15 protein-coding genes are annotated in these 17472 nt (G+C 53.8%); 10 read left to right on the forward strand and 5 right to left on the reverse strand.

Going from position 1 to position 17472, the window contains the following annotated elements; genetic code table 11:
- The first annotated feature begins 92 nt into the window (after window positions 1–92).
- Window positions 93–653, forward strand: coding sequence for a DNA endonuclease SmrA (gene smrA, locus ACLI4M_RS20455; RefSeq protein ID WP_048916030.1), 561 nt, complete (start codon window positions 93–95; stop codon window positions 651–653).
- Here smrA and ACLI4M_RS20460 read toward each other — a convergent pair.
- Complete coding sequence (locus tag ACLI4M_RS20460) at window positions 650–1573, reverse strand: LysR substrate-binding domain-containing protein (RefSeq protein WP_048916026.1); 924 nt, start codon at window positions 1571–1573, stop codon at window positions 650–652. The genes smrA and ACLI4M_RS20460 overlap by 4 nt on opposite strands.
- 351 nt (window positions 1574–1924) lie before the next feature.
- Here ACLI4M_RS20460 and ACLI4M_RS20465 point away from each other — a divergent pair, with 351 nt between their 5' ends.
- Complete coding sequence (locus tag ACLI4M_RS20465; protein WP_133623701.1) at window positions 1925–3250, forward strand: MFS transporter; 1326 nt, start codon at window positions 1925–1927, stop codon at window positions 3248–3250.
- A 61-nt stretch (window positions 3251–3311) separates the two neighbouring features.
- Here the strand turns inward: ACLI4M_RS20465 and ACLI4M_RS20470 are convergent, their stop codons facing one another.
- Complete coding sequence (locus tag ACLI4M_RS20470; RefSeq protein ID WP_048916028.1) at window positions 3312–3746, reverse strand: DoxX family protein; 435 nt, start codon at window positions 3744–3746, stop codon at window positions 3312–3314.
- Window positions 3747–3910: 164 nt separating this feature from the next.
- Between ACLI4M_RS20470 and ACLI4M_RS20475 the strand changes: the two genes are divergently transcribed.
- Window positions 3911–5437: a carboxylesterase/lipase family protein gene (locus tag ACLI4M_RS20475; protein WP_133623700.1), complete on the forward strand. Its 1527-nt coding sequence runs from the start codon at window positions 3911–3913 to the stop codon at window positions 5435–5437.
- Window positions 5438–5676: 239 nt separating this feature from the next.
- Window positions 5677–7326, forward strand: coding sequence for a methyl-accepting chemotaxis protein (locus ACLI4M_RS20480; protein ID WP_133623699.1), 1650 nt, complete (start codon window positions 5677–5679; stop codon window positions 7324–7326).
- On the opposite strand, the gene ACLI4M_RS20485 is transcribed toward ACLI4M_RS20480, so the two are convergent.
- Entirely contained in the window at window positions 7323–8174 is an 852-nt protein-coding gene (locus tag ACLI4M_RS20485; protein ID WP_133623698.1) for a LysR family transcriptional regulator, read from the reverse strand. The genes ACLI4M_RS20480 and ACLI4M_RS20485 overlap by 4 nt on opposite strands.
- Before the next feature lie 116 nt (window positions 8175–8290).
- On the opposite strand from ACLI4M_RS20485, the gene ACLI4M_RS20490 reads away from it, so the two are divergent.
- The 5 genes from ACLI4M_RS20490 (at window position 8291) to ACLI4M_RS20510 (ending at window position 13279) form a co-directional block, all read left to right on the forward strand.
- The gene (locus tag ACLI4M_RS20490) at window positions 8291–9460 is read left to right on the forward strand and encodes a methionine aminotransferase (protein ID WP_133623697.1); all 1170 of its coding nucleotides are present in this window, start codon (window positions 8291–8293) and stop codon (window positions 9458–9460) included.
- A 25-nt stretch (window positions 9461–9485) separates the two neighbouring features.
- Window positions 9486–10262, forward strand: coding sequence for a transporter substrate-binding domain-containing protein (locus tag ACLI4M_RS20495; protein WP_133623696.1), 777 nt, complete (start codon window positions 9486–9488; stop codon window positions 10260–10262).
- A 411-nt stretch (window positions 10263–10673) separates the two neighbouring features.
- On the forward strand, window positions 10674–11534 hold the full coding sequence (locus ACLI4M_RS20500; protein ID WP_133623695.1) for a glycosyltransferase family 9 protein: 861 nt from the start codon (window positions 10674–10676) through the stop codon (window positions 11532–11534).
- Window positions 11535–11625: 91 nt separating this feature from the next.
- Window positions 11626–12231, forward strand: a complete 606-nt coding sequence (locus ACLI4M_RS20505; RefSeq protein WP_133623694.1) for a LacI family DNA-binding transcriptional regulator — start codon at window positions 11626–11628, stop codon at window positions 12229–12231.
- Between the two features lie 154 nt (window positions 12232–12385).
- The gene (locus ACLI4M_RS20510) at window positions 12386–13279 is read left to right on the forward strand and encodes an SDR family oxidoreductase (RefSeq protein ID WP_133623693.1); all 894 of its coding nucleotides are present in this window, start codon (window positions 12386–12388) and stop codon (window positions 13277–13279) included.
- Between the two features lie 145 nt (window positions 13280–13424).
- On the opposite strand, the gene pepT is transcribed toward ACLI4M_RS20510, so the two are convergent.
- A complete protein-coding gene (gene pepT / locus ACLI4M_RS20515; protein WP_133623692.1) occupies window positions 13425–14657 on the reverse strand; it encodes a peptidase T in 1233 nt (410 codons plus the stop codon).
- 128 nt (window positions 14658–14785) lie between these two features.
- Between pepT and ACLI4M_RS20520 the strand changes: the two genes are divergently transcribed.
- Window positions 14786–16378 carry an ABC transporter substrate-binding protein gene (locus tag ACLI4M_RS20520; protein ID WP_133623691.1) on the forward strand — a complete coding sequence of 531 codons (1593 nt, stop codon included), beginning with the start codon at window positions 14786–14788 and terminating at the stop codon, window positions 16376–16378.
- A 69-nt stretch (window positions 16379–16447) separates the two neighbouring features.
- On the opposite strand, the gene ACLI4M_RS20525 is transcribed toward ACLI4M_RS20520, so the two are convergent.
- Window positions 16448–17371, reverse strand: coding sequence for a LysR family transcriptional regulator (locus tag ACLI4M_RS20525; RefSeq protein ID WP_133623690.1), 924 nt, complete (start codon window positions 17369–17371; stop codon window positions 16448–16450).
- Between the last annotated feature and the right edge of the window lie 101 nt (window positions 17372–17472).

The following is a 17472-nucleotide window of genomic DNA, read 5'->3' on the forward strand; positions in this document are numbered from 1 at the left end:
CAACAGAGGTGACCGCGGGCGGATTTTTGCTAAACTCACAGCTCTGGCCGAATAGGGTCACGACTTGATAATGACCGGGGGTGAGTATGACCATCAACCTTGATGAGCTGGATCTGTTTAAAAACGCGATGGAAGACGTCAAACCGCTGAAAGAGTGCAGCAACGTCGTGTGGATGAAGAGCCCTAAGCCCACCGCACCGCGCAAGCAGGATCTGCAGTTAGACAACCCCCTGACCAGCGGGCTGCTGGATATTGTTCCGCTTACCGTGCCGCTGGAATATAAGGCGGAAGGCATCCAGCAGGGGGTGCTGGATAAACTCTACCTCGGCAAATACCCGCCGCAGGCCAATCTCAATCTGATTCGTCAGAGCGTTGAACAGTGCCGCCAGGCGCTGTATCTGTTTATTCTGCAGGCGGAGCATCACGGGCTGCGTAATCTGCTGATCGTTCACGGCAAAGGGCGTGACGATCGTTCGCACGCCAATATTATTCGCAGCTATCTGATGCGCTGGCTACCGCAGCTGGAGCAGGTACAGGCCTTTTGCTGTGCGCGCACTCATGATGGCGGCGAGGGAGCCTGCTATGTCGGATTGCGTAAAAGCGAGCAGGCGCGGCTGGAAAACCGCGAGCGTCACGCCAAACGCAGCCGTTAGCCGGAGTGGGATTTACGGATGGTCGCCAGCATAATCTCTGCACACAGCGTCAGACTGCTGCCGGAGCGGGTCATAATGCCGACCGGCTCCCCCGGGCCATGTGGGGCAATGGGCAGTGCGGCCAGCGAGTTGTGCAGCAGATCCTCTTTGATGGCGCCGGATGGCACAAACCAAACATAGTTGTAGCGCAGCGCCAGCTGGCGGGCGAGGGAGGTCGAAGAGGTTTCGACCAGCGAGCCGGGCAGCTGGCAGCCTTGCTCCTTCAACATTGCTTCCGCCACGCGCCGTGGTGCTGTGCCCTCCGGAGAGATGACCACCGGCCACGACAGTGCCTTCGACAAGGTGACGTTGTCACTTAAGAGCGGGTGATCGGGACGCACAACCAGCCGCATCGACTCCAGGAACAGCAGTTCATAGGTTAACCCGGTCATCAAATCCGGATCGGCCATGCGGCCAATGCCGACATCAAACTCTCCCGCCTTAATTGCCGCAATCAGCACATTATTGTGCAGCGTTGCCACCTGGACGATAGCCTGCGGCTGCTGCTGGTGAAAACGATCGAGAATTGACGGTAGCATGCCCAGCGCCACGGTGGTCAAAACGCCAACGCGTAACACTTCGGGGTCTTGCTTCACCGGGAGATTAAATGACTGCCCGGCATGATTGAGCGCATCGAGCACGCGCACCGCATGGGTCAGAAACTGTTCCCCCATGGTGGTGAGCTGGGCTCCGAGACGCCCGCGTTCGAACAGACGCACGCCCGCCAGCTCCTCAAGCTCATTGAGCGTCTTTGACAGCGCAGGCTGGCTGAGGGACAGGGTTTCGGCGGCACGGCCCAGCGTCCCCTGTTGAGCAACAGCGACGAAAGTATGCAGATGGCGCAGACGAATGCGCTGATTAAACTGATATTTTTTGTCCATAACGCAGAGTAATGAGGGCGGCGATAAACTGGCAAGATCTATCTGAGCGTTTTGTTAACCTTATTGCAAATTTTAATTAACATTTACCGGCTATATGGCCGTATTCATCACTTTTTATGCGGATAAGCCCTGGGGGTTATATCGGCAGATTATAAAACCGCAGAAAAAACAGGCGAACTGCCTTTTTGCGGTTAACCAGGCTTTTTGTTCGTATTACCGTGAAAAAACGAACAAAACTGGCAGGAGAATTCCATAACAATCCGTTATGATAGCCGCCACTTTTTTAAATCAAACCTCAGCGAGTCGACATCATCTGGCCGGGGTTGACCCAGGCCAGCTATGGAGTGCGATGTGGACAGTAGCGCAGCGATCGATATCCGTGCGTTGATTAATCAGGGGGCGTTGAGTCGCTATCAGAAACGGATTATCGCCCTGAGTTTTGCCGTGGTTGCCATGGATGGTATGGATATTGCGCTGATGGGCTTTATCGCTCCTGCGCTGAAAACTGCCTGGGGCGTGACCAATCACCAGCTTGGCGCGGTGATCAGCGCTGCGCTGATCGGCCTGGCGCTGGGGGCAATGTTTGCCGGGCCGCTGGCAGACCGTTTTGGCCGCCGGGTCATCATCATCAGCAGCGTCTTCTTCTTTGGCCTGTGGACGCTGGCGACCGCGTTTTCGCAAAACCTCGACCAGATTATGCTGTTTCGCTTCCTGACCGGGCTTGGGCTGGGCGCAGCGATGCCCAATGTCGGTACCCTGGTGGCCGAATACTCCCCGGAGCGCAAACGCGCCTTCCTGATCACCGTGGTGTTCTGCGGTTTTACCTTTGGTGCGGCGACCGGCGGGTTTGCCGCCTCGTGGCTGATCCCGAATTTTGGCTGGCACGCGGTGCTGGTGCTGGGTGGGGTTCTGCCGCTGTTGCTGGTGCCTCTGCTGCTACGCGGGCTGCCGGAATCGGTGCGCTTTATGATGACGCGCAACGCACCCGCCGCTGAGATCCGCGCCATTGTGCAGAAGATGCATCCTGGCTGCGTGAGCGATGAGAGCCGCTTTACGCGCAGTGAAAGTGTCGCCAGTGAAGGGGCGATAAAAGTGGTGTTATCGCGCCGCTACGCTTTTGGCAGCATGATGCTGTGGGGCAGTTACTTTATGGGGCTGTTCCTCGTCTATCTGATCGGCTCCTGGCTACCCTCGCTGGTGAAGGATGTGGGAATGACGGTGACGCAGGCAGCGCTGGTTACGGCGATGTACCAGGCGGGGGGTACCGTCGGGTCACTGTTTGCGGGCTGGATGATGGACCGTTTTAACGCCAACCTGGCGCTGGCGGCTATCTATTTTACCGGTGCAATTGCCACGGTCTGTATCGGCTACGCTCCGCCGGACGCATGGGTGCTGAGCGCCATCGCTTTCTGCAGCGGTTTCTGCCTGAACGGTGCCAATACCGGGATGAATGCATTATCCGCCAGCTACTATCCGACCCATGCCCGTGCGACCGGTTCCAGCTGGATGCACGGCGTTGGTCGTATCGGGGCTATCCTCAGCGCTTTTGCCGGGGCACAGATGCTGTCGATGGGCTGGAATATCACCGATGTCTTCTCATTCCTCGCCATTCCGGCGGTGCTCACCACGCTGATGCTGGTGGCGAAATATCTGTATGGCTATCAGCGGTCAGATTAACCCTGGGGCGACACAATAAATCGGTGGGGCTGACCCTCTTTTTGGGTCAGCCCGCCTCACATCACTGCAAACTGCTGTTCTTCACTAAGGTAAAACGGCCGGCCCCTAAAAACATCACCGCCAGCGCGCCGAAGAAATAGAGCGCTTCACCTTCCAGTGCCCATGCGCCAACGCTGGTTCTGTCCCATACCGCACCGGTTTTTACCAGCAGCGTTGCCACCACCAGATTGACTGCGATAACAAACGCTGCCGGGCGGGTCAGCAGGCCAACGATAATCATCACTGGTGCAACGACCTCGCCGAAATAGGCGCCATAGGCGACAAACCCCGGGATGCCGTGCGCGTGCAGCAGGCGTGCAATCCAGCCTACGCCGTGCTGGATCTTAAATACCCCATGAAACAGCAGCAGCGCCCCGAGTGAAACGCGTAACACCAGCTTGCCCAAATCGGGATGGTCGCCGAGGCGGGAAAATCCATTATTGATAGCGGAAAACATAAAGTGGTCCTCAACGTTATGGCAAATAATCCTGCATCGCAGTCGCGGATCATCGCATTGCAAAAAACTCATCACCTATCAGCATAATCTGCAAATAAGCTGGCGTTATGGACTTTCTGCCTGCGGATGCAAATAATTAATGCAGGCCAGTTTTGGATGAACTAATGAGAAACGATCGTTTATTACGGATTAATACCGCAGAAGGCTGTCTGCGAGGAAATGTGGAAGAGGGTGTATTTGTTTTTAAAGGGATCCCTTACGCCGCTCCGCCCGTCGGCCCGCTGCGCTGGAGAGCGCCGAAACCGCTCCCGCCTTGGGAAGGGGAAAAGGATGCCAGCGCATGGGGCTTTGCCAGCTGGCAAAGCCGCGAATACTGCCTCGCCGTTGGCGGAGGCGACCCTGGCACATTCAGCGAAGATTGCTTATATCTCAACGTCTGGACACCCGATGTCGAGCCATCTTCACCGCTGCCGGTGATGGTGTGGATCCACGGTGGGGGCTACGCCGTCGGTTCAGGTGGGCTGACGCCGTACATTGGCGCACCGCTGGCACAGCGCGGCGCGGTAGTGGTGACGATCAACTATCGCCTGGGTCATCTGGGCTTCTTCGCCCATCCGGCGCTGGACCGCGAGTACGCCAAAGGTGAAGTGATAAATAATTTCGCCTTGCTCGACCAGATCAGCGCCCTGCAGTGGGTGCAACGTAACATTCATGCCTTTGGCGGCAACCCGCACAATGTCACGCTGATGGGCGAATCCTCGGGTGCCCGCAGCGTCCTGTCACTGTTTGCTTCGCCGCTGGCGCAGGGTCTATTCCACAAAGGCATTGCGCAGAGCGCTTACTCTTTACCTGACGTCCCCCGTGCCGAAGCGTTAAAGAAGGGCGAGGCGCTGGCCAGCCATTTTGCACTTGGCGAAGCGACGGCAGAACAGCTGCGCGCGCTGCCCGCCGAAGCCTTCTGGTCGCTGGACAGTTCGCTGGGAACCGGGCCAGTCGCCATCAGCGGTGACTGCGTATTGCCTCAGCCAATGCTTAACGTATTCAATGCTGGCAAACAGCAGCGTCTGCCGCTGATGATTGGCAGTAACAGTGATGAAGCCAGCGTGCTGAACTATTTTGGTGTCGATGCCGCGAAGGTGATCGCCAGGCTGCGCGCCAAACAGCCCCTGACGCTGCGCTTGATTAAGCTGTTATATCCCGGCGTCTGGGATGACATTGAGCTGGGCCGCCAGGTCGCGCGCGATATGAGTTTCACCACCCTGGGCTATGTTATGGCTCTGGCACAGCACCGCATTGGCATTCCGGGCTGGCGCTACTACTTCGATTATGTTTCCGAAAATGCCCGCGATATCTACCCGCACGGCACCTGGCACGGCAATGAAGTGCCGTACGTTCTCAATACGCTGGGGCAGATGCCGCCGGGCGAAGCCGATCGCGCCTTTACCGCAGGTGACCACCAGTTCGCCCGGCGCGTCAGTGAATACTGGCTAAGCTTTGCCCGCGATATCACCGAGTTTTCCCATCAGATCGGCGGTGAGGTGAGCTGGCCTGCCTGGCATCCTTCACAGGATGTTACCCTGCGCTTCGGTCAGGACGGGTTGGCCGATATCCATATTGAAAAACGTTTTATGCGCCGCCGCATGCAGGTTTTCCGCCTGCTGATGAAGGCCCTTGTCCATCTTAAACACTAAACAATAATCACGCAGCGGTAATAGTTAATGATTACTGCTGTGTTTTAAATAACTTAAAAAAGTTAAATATCGCTTCATAGCAATCACTTATATTACATCAGCACTAAAATCAGGCGGCGGAATCAACAATATTAATCGTGTATTTTTCTTAACTGTTTCTTCGTAATTTGCCGATAACTCTCTTGATAGCCCACTTATGTCATCACTTTTATTCGGTATCACCAGGTTACGGAGTCCCTATGAACTTATTAAAGAACTACACGATCCGCGCCATTATGCTGTGGATCCTCGGCCTGTTTTGCCTGCTTTGGGGAGGCGTTGGCGGCTACAGCGTCTATTCTCTGAACCAGCTGGCAAAGGGTAACGACGTTGACCGTCACCTGGTAAGCCAGATGACCACGCTGAGTAAGGGTAACGACCAGTATTTTCGGGTGATTACTCGTCTGTCGCGGGCCATCGAATCTAAAAAGCCAGAAGATATGGCCTCCGTGCAGAAAGCGCTGGATAACATGACCACGCTGCTGGCCGATTTTAAAAAACAGTCTCCCGGCCCGCTTGATGCCCAGTATGCGGCGGGCGCCATTGATAGCTGGCAGAAGCTGCTGGATGAGGGCGTTTCTCCGCAGGTGAACCTGGCAAAGCAGGGCAGCCTTGATGATTTCCGCCGCCAGGCCAGTAGCGTAACGCCTGCGCTGAGCCGCGCATTTGGCGCCAGCGTGGAAAAGTTCAACAGCGCGGCGGGTGCCAAGCTGGATGACACGCGCATCACCGTTGATCACCTGACCAACGTCACCAAAAGCGTGCTGGTGATGGCGGTGATTGCCGGGCTGCTGATTTTACTGTTCACCGACCGCTATCTGGTGGTGATGCTGGTGCGCCCGCTCGACACCATCCGCGAACACTTCCGCGTCATTGCCGAAGGTGACCTTAGCCAGCCGGTGAATGACTTTGGCCGTAACTGCGTCGGCAAGCTGGTGCCTTTACTGCGCGCGATGCAGGACAGCCTGCGCGAAGCGGTCAGCTCAATTCGCAGCGGCACCGAAAATATCTATCGCGGCGCAGCGGAGATCTCCTCGGGTAACAACGATCTCTCTTCGCGTACCGAAGAGCAGGCCTCCGCGCTGGAGCAAACTGCCGCCAGCATGGAGCAGCTCACGGCTACGGTGAAGTTCAACGCCGATAACGCGCGTCAGGCCAGCGATCTGGCGGATACCGCCTCAGCGACCGCGGGTAAAGGCGGCAAGCTGGTGGGTCAGGTGGTCAGCACCATGGAAGGCATCGCCGGCAGTTCGAAGAAGATTGCCGAAATTACCACGGTGATTAACAGCATTGCTTTTCAGACCAACATTCTGGCACTTAACGCAGCGGTCGAAGCCGCACGCGCCGGTGAGCAGGGGCGCGGTTTTGCCGTGGTAGCCAGTGAAGTGCGCAACCTGGCGCAGCGCAGTGCTAACGCGGCGAAAGAGATTGAAACGCTGATTGCCGACTCGGTCAGCCGCGTTGACGATGGGTCGAAGCTGGTGAACGCGGCGGGCAGCACCATGAACGATATTCTGCACTCGGTAGGCGAAGTGACCGAGATCATGAAGCAGATCGCCTCGGCATCGGAAGAGCAGAGTAAGGGCATTGCGCAGGTCGGCACCGCCATTTCCGAGATGGACAGCGTGACCCAGCAGAACGCCTCGCTGGTTGAACAGGTCTCCGCCGCTGCCAGCGCGCTGGAGCGTCAGACGGAAGAGCTGACGCTGTCGGTGGCTAAATTCCGCCTGTCGGCGACCGAGCCTGCGGTGAAAAGTGCGGCGCTGAAATCGCCAGCGCGCGCCGCATCACCTTCGCCTCTCCTGGCAAAAAGCCCGGCGGCTGGCGCTGATGACTGGGTAGCGTTCTAATTCCCCGCTGATAACCACGCCACCAGCTCATCCAGCAGCGGTGGCGCTTCCTCAGGCGGGCGGCGGAGCAGGCTGTAAACCGCCCCCGTTTTCACACTGCCGCTAAACGGCGCCACCAGGCGCTGCATCGCCAGATCTTCCGCAATCAGCGTCACATCCGCCACCGTCACGCCAAACCCCTGAATGGCCGCACTGATCGCCAGATCCATGGTGGCAAAGTGCTGGTTACGCTTCATGATCGGCGGCTGGCGGTTGGCCTGGAGCCAGAGCTGCCAGTCACGGCTGTCGGCGGTGGGATGCAGAAAAGTCATCGCGGCAAGCGACGCGGGCGTGACGGCCGGTTCGGGCAGCAGCGCGGCGGCCATCACCGGGGTCAATGCCTCTTCAAACAGCAGCACGCCGTGGCGCGGCATGCTGCCGTAAACAATGGCGGCATCAAAATTTTCCAGCTGGCCGCTGTGCTCAACGGTGGTGGTGAGGGAGACATGCAGCTCCGGGCGCTGCTTCTCCAGCGCCACCAGTTTTGGCACCAGCCAGCGCATCGCACAGGTTGGGGCTTTCAGGCGGATCACCGCGTGCTGACGGCTCGCCTGCTGTGCAGCGTCGTGCATCTGCTGATAGCCGCTTTGTAGCGCGGGCAACAGGCTCGCCCCCTGCGGGGTCAGATGCAGGCCGCGCGCGTGGCGATCAAACAGGGTAAAGCCAAGCCACGCTTCCAGCGCCGCAATTTTACGGCTCACCGCACCCTGAGTAATGCACAGCTCGCTGGCCGCACGCGTCAGGTTAAGGTGACGGGCAGCAACGATAAAAGCATGAATGGCATTTAACGGCAGCGGACGCTGGGGCATAGAGGCTCTCTGAGCTATGTTAAAAAGTCATGGCTATTATGACAACAATTCGCTTGTCGCCTCAAGTGCCGCCAGGTAGAACTGGCATCATTACTTTTCTTCCGACTGGAGCTTCTATGACCATCACCTCAGCGGTGCAGCAGCGCTCAAAACTCCCCGATGTTGGCACCACCATTTTCTCGGTGATTGGCCAGCTCTCCGCGCAGCATAACGCGATAAACCTGTCGCAGGGCGCACCAAACTTCCCTTGCGACCCGCTGCTGGTTGATGGTGTCACCCGCGCCATGCAGCAGGGGCATAACCAGTATGCACCGATGACGGGGTTGGGCGCGCTGAGAGACGTGCTGGCGGAAAAAGTCCACACGCTTTACGGCCAGCAGTATGACGCGGGCAGTGAAGTGCTGATCACCGCCAGCGCCAGCGAGGCACTTTACTCAGCGATTGCCGGGCTGGTGCATGCGGGCGATGAGGTGATCTTCTTTGAACCCGCGTTCGACAGCTATGCGCCGATTGTGCGCCTGCAGGGGGCGAAAGCCATTGGCCTGAAGTTACAGGTGCCGGAGTTTGCGATTAACTGGGAGGAAGTCAGCGCCGCGATCACCTCGCGCACGCGGATGATCATCATCAACACACCGCACAACCCCAGTTCACAGGTGCTGAGCCGCGAAGATCTCGACCGGCTGGCAGCGCTGACGCGCAACACCGATATCGTGGTGCTGTCCGATGAAGTGTATGAGCACATCCTGTTTGACGGCCGCAAGCATCACGGCATGGCAACCCACCCGGAGCTGGCGCAGCGCAGCGTGATTGTCTCGTCCTTCGGTAAAACTTTCCACGTGACCGGCTGGCGCGTCGGCTATCTGTTAGCCCCGGCGCAGCTGATGGAGGAGGTGGTTAAAGTGCATCAGTTTATGATGTTCTCCGCCGATACCCCCATGCAGGTAGCGTTTGCCGACTATCTGCGCCAGCCAGCTAACTATCTGGCACTGGGCGAATTCTATCAGCGCAAGCGCGACACCTTAGCCGCGCTGCTGCAGGATTCGCCGTTCAGGCTGCTGCCATCTGCGGGATCGTTCTTTATGTTGGCCAGCTATGCTGATTTCAGTGACGAGACGGACAGCGAAATGGTAAAACGTCTGATTGTTGATCATGGTGTGGCGACCATTCCGCTGTCGGCATTTTATACCGATGGCACCGACAATAAATTAATCCGTCTCTCTTTCGCAAAAGACGAAGCCACTTTGCAGGCGGGCGCACGCGCACTCTGCCAGGTCAAGCCTCGCTAACTTAATCACACTTGAGGGGAAGTACATGAAGAAGCTGAACGCGTTGTTGGTGGCGGTAGGCCTGTTGAGTTCTTTGTCCGCGCTGGCGCAGGAGACGCTGCGCTACGGGCTGGAATCGCAGTATCCACCTTTTGAAAGCCGCAATGCCTCCGGGGAGCTGGAAGGGTTTGATATTGAGCTGGGCAAAGCCATTTGCCAGGCGGGTAACTTCAAGTGCAGCTGGGTTGAGAGCAGCTTTGACGCCTTAATCCCGGCACTGGCGGCGAAGAAGTTTGATGCCATTAACTCGGCGATGAACATCACCGAAGCACGCATGAAAAGCATCGGCTTCACCAAGCCTATTTACCGTATTCCCAGCATGCTAATCGTGAAAACCGGTTCTGGCCTGCAGCCAACCGTGGAGAGCCTGAAAGGTAAGAGCGTGGGCGTGCTGCAAGGGTCCGTACAGGAAACCTTCGCTAAGAAGCACTGGGAGCCGCAGGGGGTGACCGTAACCTCCTATCAGGACCAGAACCAGGTGTACAACGACATGGATGCTGGCCGCCTCGACGGTACGCTGGTGATGTCTGCTGCCGGTCAGTCCGGCTTCCTCGACAAGCCGCAGGGCAAGGGTTACAGCTTCGCCGGTAAAGCGGTAGAGGATGAGCAGGTGCTGGGCGTGGGAATCGGTTTTGGCCTGCGTAAAGACGACGCTAAGCTGAAGCAGGATCTCGATGCGGCGATTGCTAAAGTACAGGCTGACGGCACCGTCACCAAGCTGGCTGCCAAGTTCTTCCCCGGCATTGATGTGTCAGTAAAATAATACTTTCCCGGTACAGCGAAGCGACGGCAAGATGTCGCTTCGCCACTGACTTCTCCTCAATATTTTCAATCTAATTATCCCGTTAGAAATTTAAGCCTTAATGTGTTTATTAAGTAAAAATTCGCTGGGCAAGACTTTTTCAAAAAAACTCAGAAAACGCACGAATGGAACTACACTTCCGATTCAAGTATATTATATTTCTCCGTTTTCTATTAAATCTAAAAAATTTATTTTTTTTGCTCACTCTTTGTAATTTATATGAAAATTTAAATGCCAATGCTATTAACCATCAAAGCATGATCTCCAGCACATTTCTAAATAAAAATATTCAGTATTATTGTTTTGTCCCTGTTGGTTTTAGTGTTCGTTAAAGTCAGTTTCGATTTTTAAAAACATGGAAGGATAAAATAAATGGATATATCTATAAGGTTGGCGAATTCTTTAGGCTGTTCTGTAGCAGGAACGGCTGTTGTTCATAGTATTTATGAAAAATTTAAAGGCGAGAATATCTCCGTTTATACAAAGTTTCCTAGCCTTTTATCTGGCATTGAAGGTATCGATGTTGTAACTGCAGTAACAGAACTCGATGATTTCTTTGACGTCGACTTGCGTAAGTATACTGAACGGCGCCCCCACAATTCCTTCCCTTATCGACCAAGTTTTTATCATATGCTAGAGATGGCCGAGGAACAACTCAAATGTACACTCCCTATCTGTAATCCTAAGATAATTATCCAGCCAGAGGAAATTAAAATTGCACGTGAGAAAGTGGCGCGATACACAAAGCCTGTTGTTTGGTTACAAACCATATCAAAAAGTTTCAACCGAAATTGGCCAGCTGAAAATTGGTCTCAACTAACTGAATTTTTCAAATCAAAATGCATATTTATTGATCTCTCAAAGGCAGAATATTCTCTGCGAGAGTATCTTGCTGTAACAACACAATGTTATGCTGGGATTTGCCTTGATAGTTTTTTAATACATGGTTCTGCAGCGGTAGGTGCACAAAATGTGATAACGATTTTGGGAAGTTCAAGACCCCAAGTTGTGACCTATCCGGGTCAATCGCTTTGCTATTCATCCAGTTCATGCGAAGCTCAGCCATGCGGTATGCATGGTTATTATAGAGGATGTTCAGCTGTATTTGATAATCACTTCAATAATAACCTATGCATTCATCAAAGTCCCATTTGCATGGAGGGTGTTTCTTTTCAACAAGTTGTAGGGAAACTTAAAAAAATACTCTCTGGCTTTAAAGTGAAGACTACTTAATTCAACGAGTCGTGTTTATAATTTCGATTAAATTTAATGAAATTAATTAGTTAGTAGTTGTTTTGTTCATTTTAATTCTCAGGTGATATTAATGAGGAAAAATAAAAAGAATGTAATACTTCAAGATGTAGCTAAAAAAATAGGCGTTTCATCTATGACTGTATCTAGATTTTTAAATTGTCCAAATCTGGTTTCGGAAGAAACAAGAGAAAAAATTGAGAGGGCAATTTCCGATTTAAATTATGTGCAATGTGGTTTGAAGTCGGAAAATATAAAAATTTGCGATATTGCTAATGAAGCCGGTTTATCACCTATGACTGTATCGAGGGCTGTAAGTAAGCCTCAGCTCGTGTCTGAGAAAACTAGGTTCTATATAGAACAGACTATCTCTCGAATGAGCAGCAGGAAAAAAGAATCACAAAACTCTCTAGCATTGTCTGAAAATGATTTTTTATTTATGTTTTTTTGTATGAATCTTGATATGGCACTCGTTATTAACTATATAAAAAATGTATATGAACGTGGAGTGATACCATGTGTGCTGCCTTACGAAACAAAAACTGAACTTCTATCTAATATCTCAAGAGTAAGGTGTATATGTCATTGTGAATTGGTTGTTTTATCTGATAATGACGATGTTGATTTTAGTGATCTTACATCTATAGTTAATGTTATAAATATTGCAAGAGAAATTTAATTTTTAGAGATTTAACTTATCTATTATGCTTAAATGACTTTAAACTCCAGATTATTCGGTTGAAAACAGTTTGACTAACTTGAGATTAGTTTAACTAATCAATGATGTTTTTTAATTACTTAGTTTCTTTCTGATTATTTGTTAAGGAGATATAATGTCCGTTAATAAAACTAACGATCTTGATTCTGTTGAATATCCATTCCCACCTTTTCCTGAACAGACTCAGCTAGCTCCAGGGCTGGCCAACAAAATGATACCTTTACCTGATCATGGTGAATTAAGCTATAAGGGTAGTGGGCGTTTAGTTGGCCGTAAAGCTCTGATTACAGGAGGGGACTCCGGTATCGGTCGTGCGGTCGCCATCGCTTATGCTCGCGAGGGAGCTGATGTGGCAATCAATTATCTTCCTGAAGAAGAATCTGATGCTGTTGAAGTGATCCGCCTGATTGAAGCGGAGGGAAGGGTAGCTGTCGCTCTTCCAGGAGATATTTGCGATGAAGCGTTCTGCAAAAGGTTAGTCAAAGAAGCCGCCTCCAGACTTGGAGGTATTGATATTTTAGTTAACAATGCAGGGCGTCAGCAATACAATGAATCTATTCGGAATTTAAAGACTGAAGATTTTGATGCAACGTTCAAAATAAACGTTTATGCGATGTTTTGGATAACTAAAGAAGCTGTAAATCACCTTCCCAGAGGGGCTTCAATTATTAATACCAGTTCAATTCAGGCGTTTGATCCTAACGAGATCCTGCTTGACTATGCTCAAACTAAAGCTTGTATTGTTGCCTTTACCAAATCACTGGCAAAGCAGTTGGCCAAAGAAGGTATTCGAGTCAATGCAGTTGCACCTGGGCCATACTGGACCGCTTTGCAACCTAGCGGTGGACAGCCAACGAATAAGGTAAGTACTTTTGGCGCTTCTACGCCGCTAGGGAGACCTGGACAACCAGCAGAAATTGCATCGCTTTATGTGACAATGGCCTCGACTGAAAATAGTTACAGTTCCGGACAAGTCTGGTGTTCTGACGGTGGAACTGGAACAATATGACTTTTTTATGAACCTATCCGCCTCATTCTATTACTTTCCTTTCTTCCAATGTCCCATGGGTCGGGCATGCCCGATCCCCGACGAAAATGTTGCTGGAGATCGTAGGGTCGAGGCATGCCTCGACCGTATTTCTTTCCGCCGACTATCACTCCGCTGCCAGCAGGCAAATTTTCTCTGCCAGCAGGTAAGATTTCACAAACGACGGGATCGGCAGGAACTCAAATTTCGAGTGGAAGTTATGCGCCCCGGTAAAGAAGTTCGGCGTTAACAGACCCTTGGCCGACAGTGCTGCGCCATCGGTGCCGCCGCGCATTGGGATCACCTTCGGTTCAATCTCTAACTGCTTCATCGCCTCAAAGATCAGTTCGATCGGGCGGCGATCGTCGCCAATAGCATTGCTGATATTGCTGTAGGTATCGCTGATGCTGACTTCAACTTTTCCGGTTGGGTAGGCCTGACGGATTTTCTCCGCCACGTCATGCATCTGCTGTTTGCGTGCGGCAAAACTGACGAGGTCAAAATCACGAATTGAAGCCTTCAGACGCGTCTCGCTGGCGTTGGCCTGCATGTCGTTAAACCAGGTGTAGCCTTCGCGCCCCTCGGTATGCTCCGGCGTCTGCTGACGGTCGAAGTGGCTGATAAAGTCCCACGCCATCAGCAGCGGATTGACCAGCACCCCTTTGCCCGACATCGGGTGTGCTGTTACACCGGTCAGGCGGATTTCAGCGGCAGCGGCGTTAAAGTTCTCATAAACCACTTCGCCCAGCTCGCAGCAGTCGATAGTGTAGGCAAAATCGACGTCAAAACGGGCTTTTAAATCCAGCGCCTTCGCACCGCGCAGGCCGATCTCTTCATCCGGCACAAACGCCACCACGATATCGCCGTGGGCGTGCTGCGCATTCAGGTTTTCCATCAGCGTCATCACCACTGTGACCGCCGCTTTATTGTCGGCGCCGAGCACGCTGGTGCCGTCGCTGAAGATGATTTCCTGGCCGTGATAGGCGCGGATCTCCGGGTGTTCCGCGCTGCGCAGCCAGATATCCTGCGTTTGGTTCAGGCACAGATCCTCACCCTCATAGCGCAGCGTCTGCGGATGAATATGCGGTGACAGCCCGACGTCGACGGTATCGATATGGGTGATAAAGCCAATGCGCGGCGCATCAGGGCGGTTGCCGGGCTTAACGGCGGTAACGGTAGCAAACTCATCAATCACCACCTTTTCCAGCCCGAGCTGGCGCAGCTCGTCAGCCAGCATTTGCGCCATCTGATGCTGTTCCGGCGTGCTCGGCAGCACGGTTGCTGCGGCATCACTCTGGCTGGTAACGGCCAGATAACGATAAAAACGCTGAGTCAGCTGGCTCGCCAGGTTGTCGGTCATAACGTTTCCTTATTTGTCGCGAACTATAAAGGTTCTGTAGAGTTGCCAATCGTGTTATTTATTAAACAGATATCTTTTTGTTTTACGCATCACCCCCTGACAAAGTCAAATAAAAAGCGAGGATGGAGATGAAGAAAGTGGTATTACGCACGGTACTGGCGGCTCTGGCGCTCACCGTGGCCTCTGGGGCAGCCGCAAAAACGCTGGTGTTCTGTTCGGAAGGGTCGCCGGAAAACTTTAACCCTCAGCTGTACACCTCCGGCACCAGCGTGGATGCCAGCGCGGTGCCGATTTATAACCGCCTGGTGGATTTCACACCGGGTACCACCGACCTGATCCCGAGCCTCGCCGAGAGCTGGGATATCAGCCCGGACGGCAAGGTTTATACCTTCCACCTGCGCAAAGGCGTTAAGTTCCACAGCAGTAAAAGCTATAAGCCGACGCGCGATTTCAACGCCGACGACGTTATCTTCTCGTTTATGCGGCAGAAAGATCCGGCTAACCCGTATCACAACGTCTCTAACGGCAGCTACACCAACTTTGAAAGCCTGGAGTTTGGCACGCTGCTGCAAAAAATTGAGAAGGTGGACGACCACACCGTGCGCTTTACGCTGGCCCATGCCGAGGCGCCATTCCTCGCCGATCTCGGCTGGTATTTTGCATCGATCCTCTCCGCCGAATATGCCGATGCGATGCTAAAGGCCGGCACGCCGGAGAAAGTGGACCGCGACCCTATCGGCACCGGGCCATTTGAGCTGGTGCAGTACCAGAAGGACGCGCGCATTCTGTACCGTGCCTTCCCGGACTACTGGCAGGGCAAAGCGAAACTGGATCGTCTGGTATTCAGCATCACCCCTGATGCCTCGGTACGTGCTGCCAAGCTGGAGAAAAACGAATGCCAGGTGATGCCATTCCCAAACCCTGCCGACCTTAAGCGCCTGGGCGAAGACAAAAATATCACCCTGATGCAGAAGGCCGGGCTCAACACCGGTTTCCTCGCGTTTAACACCCAGAAAGCCCCGCTGGATAACGTCAAAGTGCGCCAGGCGCTGAGTATGGCGATCAACAAACCGGCGATTATCGAAGCGGTATTCCAGGGCACCGGCACCGCAGCGAAAAATCTGCTGCCGCCGGGGGTGTGGAGCGCTGACCAGGACCTGAAGGATTACGATTACGACGTAGAAAAAGCCAAGGCATTGCTGAAAGAAGCCGGAATAGCCCCTGGCACCAGCATTGACCTGTGGGCGATGCCGGTGCAGCGCCCTTATAACCCAAACGCGCGACGCATGGCCGAAATGATCCAGGCTGACTGGGCGAAAGTGGGCATCAAAGCGAATATCGTCAGCTTCGAATGGGGGGAGTACCTCAAACGGGTGAAAAACGGCGAACACCAGGCCGCGCTGATGGGCTGGACCACCGCAACCGGGGATCCGGATAACTTCTTCGGTCCGCTATTCAGCTGTACTTCGGCCAACGGTGGGTCAAACTCGTCGAAGTGGTGCTACCAGCCCTTTGACCAGCTGATTACCAAAGCGCGCGCCGAGCAGGATCACGACAAGCGCGTGGCGATGTACCGGGAGGCGCAGCAGATCATGCACGACCAGGCCCCAGCGGTGATGATTGCGCACTCAACCATTTTCGAACCGGTGCGCAAAGAGGTGAGCGGTTACGAAGTCGATCCCTTCGGTAAGCATATTTTTTATCAGGTAGAGATGAAATAAAACAGCGGCTTGAATGTCGTAGGGGGCGACCTTCTTTTTCGGTCGCCCCACCAACGGCACGCAGCCATATCACAGACCAAACTGCGCTCTGATCTCCATATCCTGCTGCTTTAACTCCATTCGCACAAAATCCACAAACAGCGACAGCGCTGCCGACGGCTGGCGCCCAATTGCCGTCTGCATCTGCAGCGAACGCTGGCTCAACTGGTCCGGTCCCACCGATTTCAGCACCAGCCCGTGCTCCAGCGCCTGATACATCACGGTGAAGTGGCTACTGATGGTGATCGCCTGCGGTGTATGTAGCAGGAAGGTGTAAAGCGAGCTGAAGTTATTGCAGGTCAGTACCGGCTCGATAAAGGTGCCGCTCATACGGCAGGAGAGGTCGAACAGCTGGCGCACGGTGAAGTTGGCATTGGGCAGCGCCAGCGGGTACGCCAGCAGGTCACTCAGCTTCATCTCCTGCTGCGCCAGCGGGTGGCTGCTATGCAGCACCAGCAGAACCGGAGCAGGCCAGGATGCCGCCACCTCCACACCGCGCTCCGGGTGCAGGCTGAACTGGAACGCCACATCACACTCGCCGCGCCGCAGGATCTCCGCCACTTCCAGCGAGCTGGCTACCGTGAGTTGGAAACTGACCCCGGGGTGCAGCAGGCGAAACTGGGTAAACAGCATTGGCAGCAGGCTGAAAGCCATTCCGTCGGTGCAGGCTACCCGCAGCGCAGTGCGCCTGACGGCTTTTAGCCCTTTAATCTCTGCAATCGCGTGCTCCATATCCATCATGCTTTTTCGCACGTGGTTTTCAAAAATCTGCCCGGCATCGTTCAGCACCATGCCGCGCGCGTGGCGCTCAAACAGCGGGGCGCCAACGCGCTCTTCCAGCCGCTGGATCTGGCGGCTGATCGCCGATACCGCCACAAACAGCTGCTGGCTGGCGGCGCTGAGTGAGCCGCAGTTCACCACCGCCAGAAAATAGCGGATTTCACTGCTGTGCATGGTAGTGCCTCCTGCTGGTGCATGTGCTTTTAAGGTGCAGCGCATCGTTGCTTTAAAAGCAAAGCCCGTTTGATATTTTGATGATTGTAGCAAAGCCCGAT

The organism is Erwinia sp. LJJL01 (assembly GCF_047300805.2).
GTDB classification, from domain to species: Bacteria; Pseudomonadota; Gammaproteobacteria; order Enterobacterales; family Enterobacteriaceae; genus Erwinia; species Erwinia aphidicola.

Coding starts and splice junctions, on each gene's coding strand:
- ACLI4M_RS20460 (WP_048916026.1), bottom strand. CDS start 1,573: ATGGACAAAAAATATCAGTTTAATCAGCGCATTCGTCTGCGCCATCTG.
- ACLI4M_RS20470 (WP_048916028.1), bottom strand. CDS start 3,746: ATGTTTTCCGCTATCAATAATGGATTTTCCCGCCTCGGCGACCATCCC.
- ACLI4M_RS20475 (WP_133623700.1), top strand. CDS start 3,911: ATGAGAAACGATCGTTTATTACGGATTAATACCGCAGAAGGCTGTCTG.
- ACLI4M_RS20480 (WP_133623699.1), top strand. CDS start 5,677: ATGAACTTATTAAAGAACTACACGATCCGCGCCATTATGCTGTGGATC.
- ACLI4M_RS20485 (WP_133623698.1), bottom strand. CDS start 8,174: ATGCCCCAGCGTCCGCTGCCGTTAAATGCCATTCATGCTTTTATCGTT.
- ACLI4M_RS20490 (WP_133623697.1), top strand. CDS start 8,291: ATGACCATCACCTCAGCGGTGCAGCAGCGCTCAAAACTCCCCGATGTT.
- ACLI4M_RS20495 (WP_133623696.1), top strand. CDS start 9,486: ATGAAGAAGCTGAACGCGTTGTTGGTGGCGGTAGGCCTGTTGAGTTCT.
- ACLI4M_RS20500 (WP_133623695.1), top strand. CDS start 10,674: ATGGATATATCTATAAGGTTGGCGAATTCTTTAGGCTGTTCTGTAGCA.
- ACLI4M_RS20505 (WP_133623694.1), top strand. CDS start 11,626: ATGAGGAAAAATAAAAAGAATGTAATACTTCAAGATGTAGCTAAAAAA.
- ACLI4M_RS20510 (WP_133623693.1), top strand. CDS start 12,386: ATGTCCGTTAATAAAACTAACGATCTTGATTCTGTTGAATATCCATTC.
- pepT (WP_133623692.1), bottom strand. CDS start 14,657: ATGACCGACAACCTGGCGAGCCAGCTGACTCAGCGTTTTTATCGTTAT.
- ACLI4M_RS20520 (WP_133623691.1), top strand. CDS start 14,786: ATGAAGAAAGTGGTATTACGCACGGTACTGGCGGCTCTGGCGCTCACC.
- ACLI4M_RS20525 (WP_133623690.1), bottom strand. CDS start 17,371: ATGCACAGCAGTGAAATCCGCTATTTTCTGGCGGTGGTGAACTGCGGC.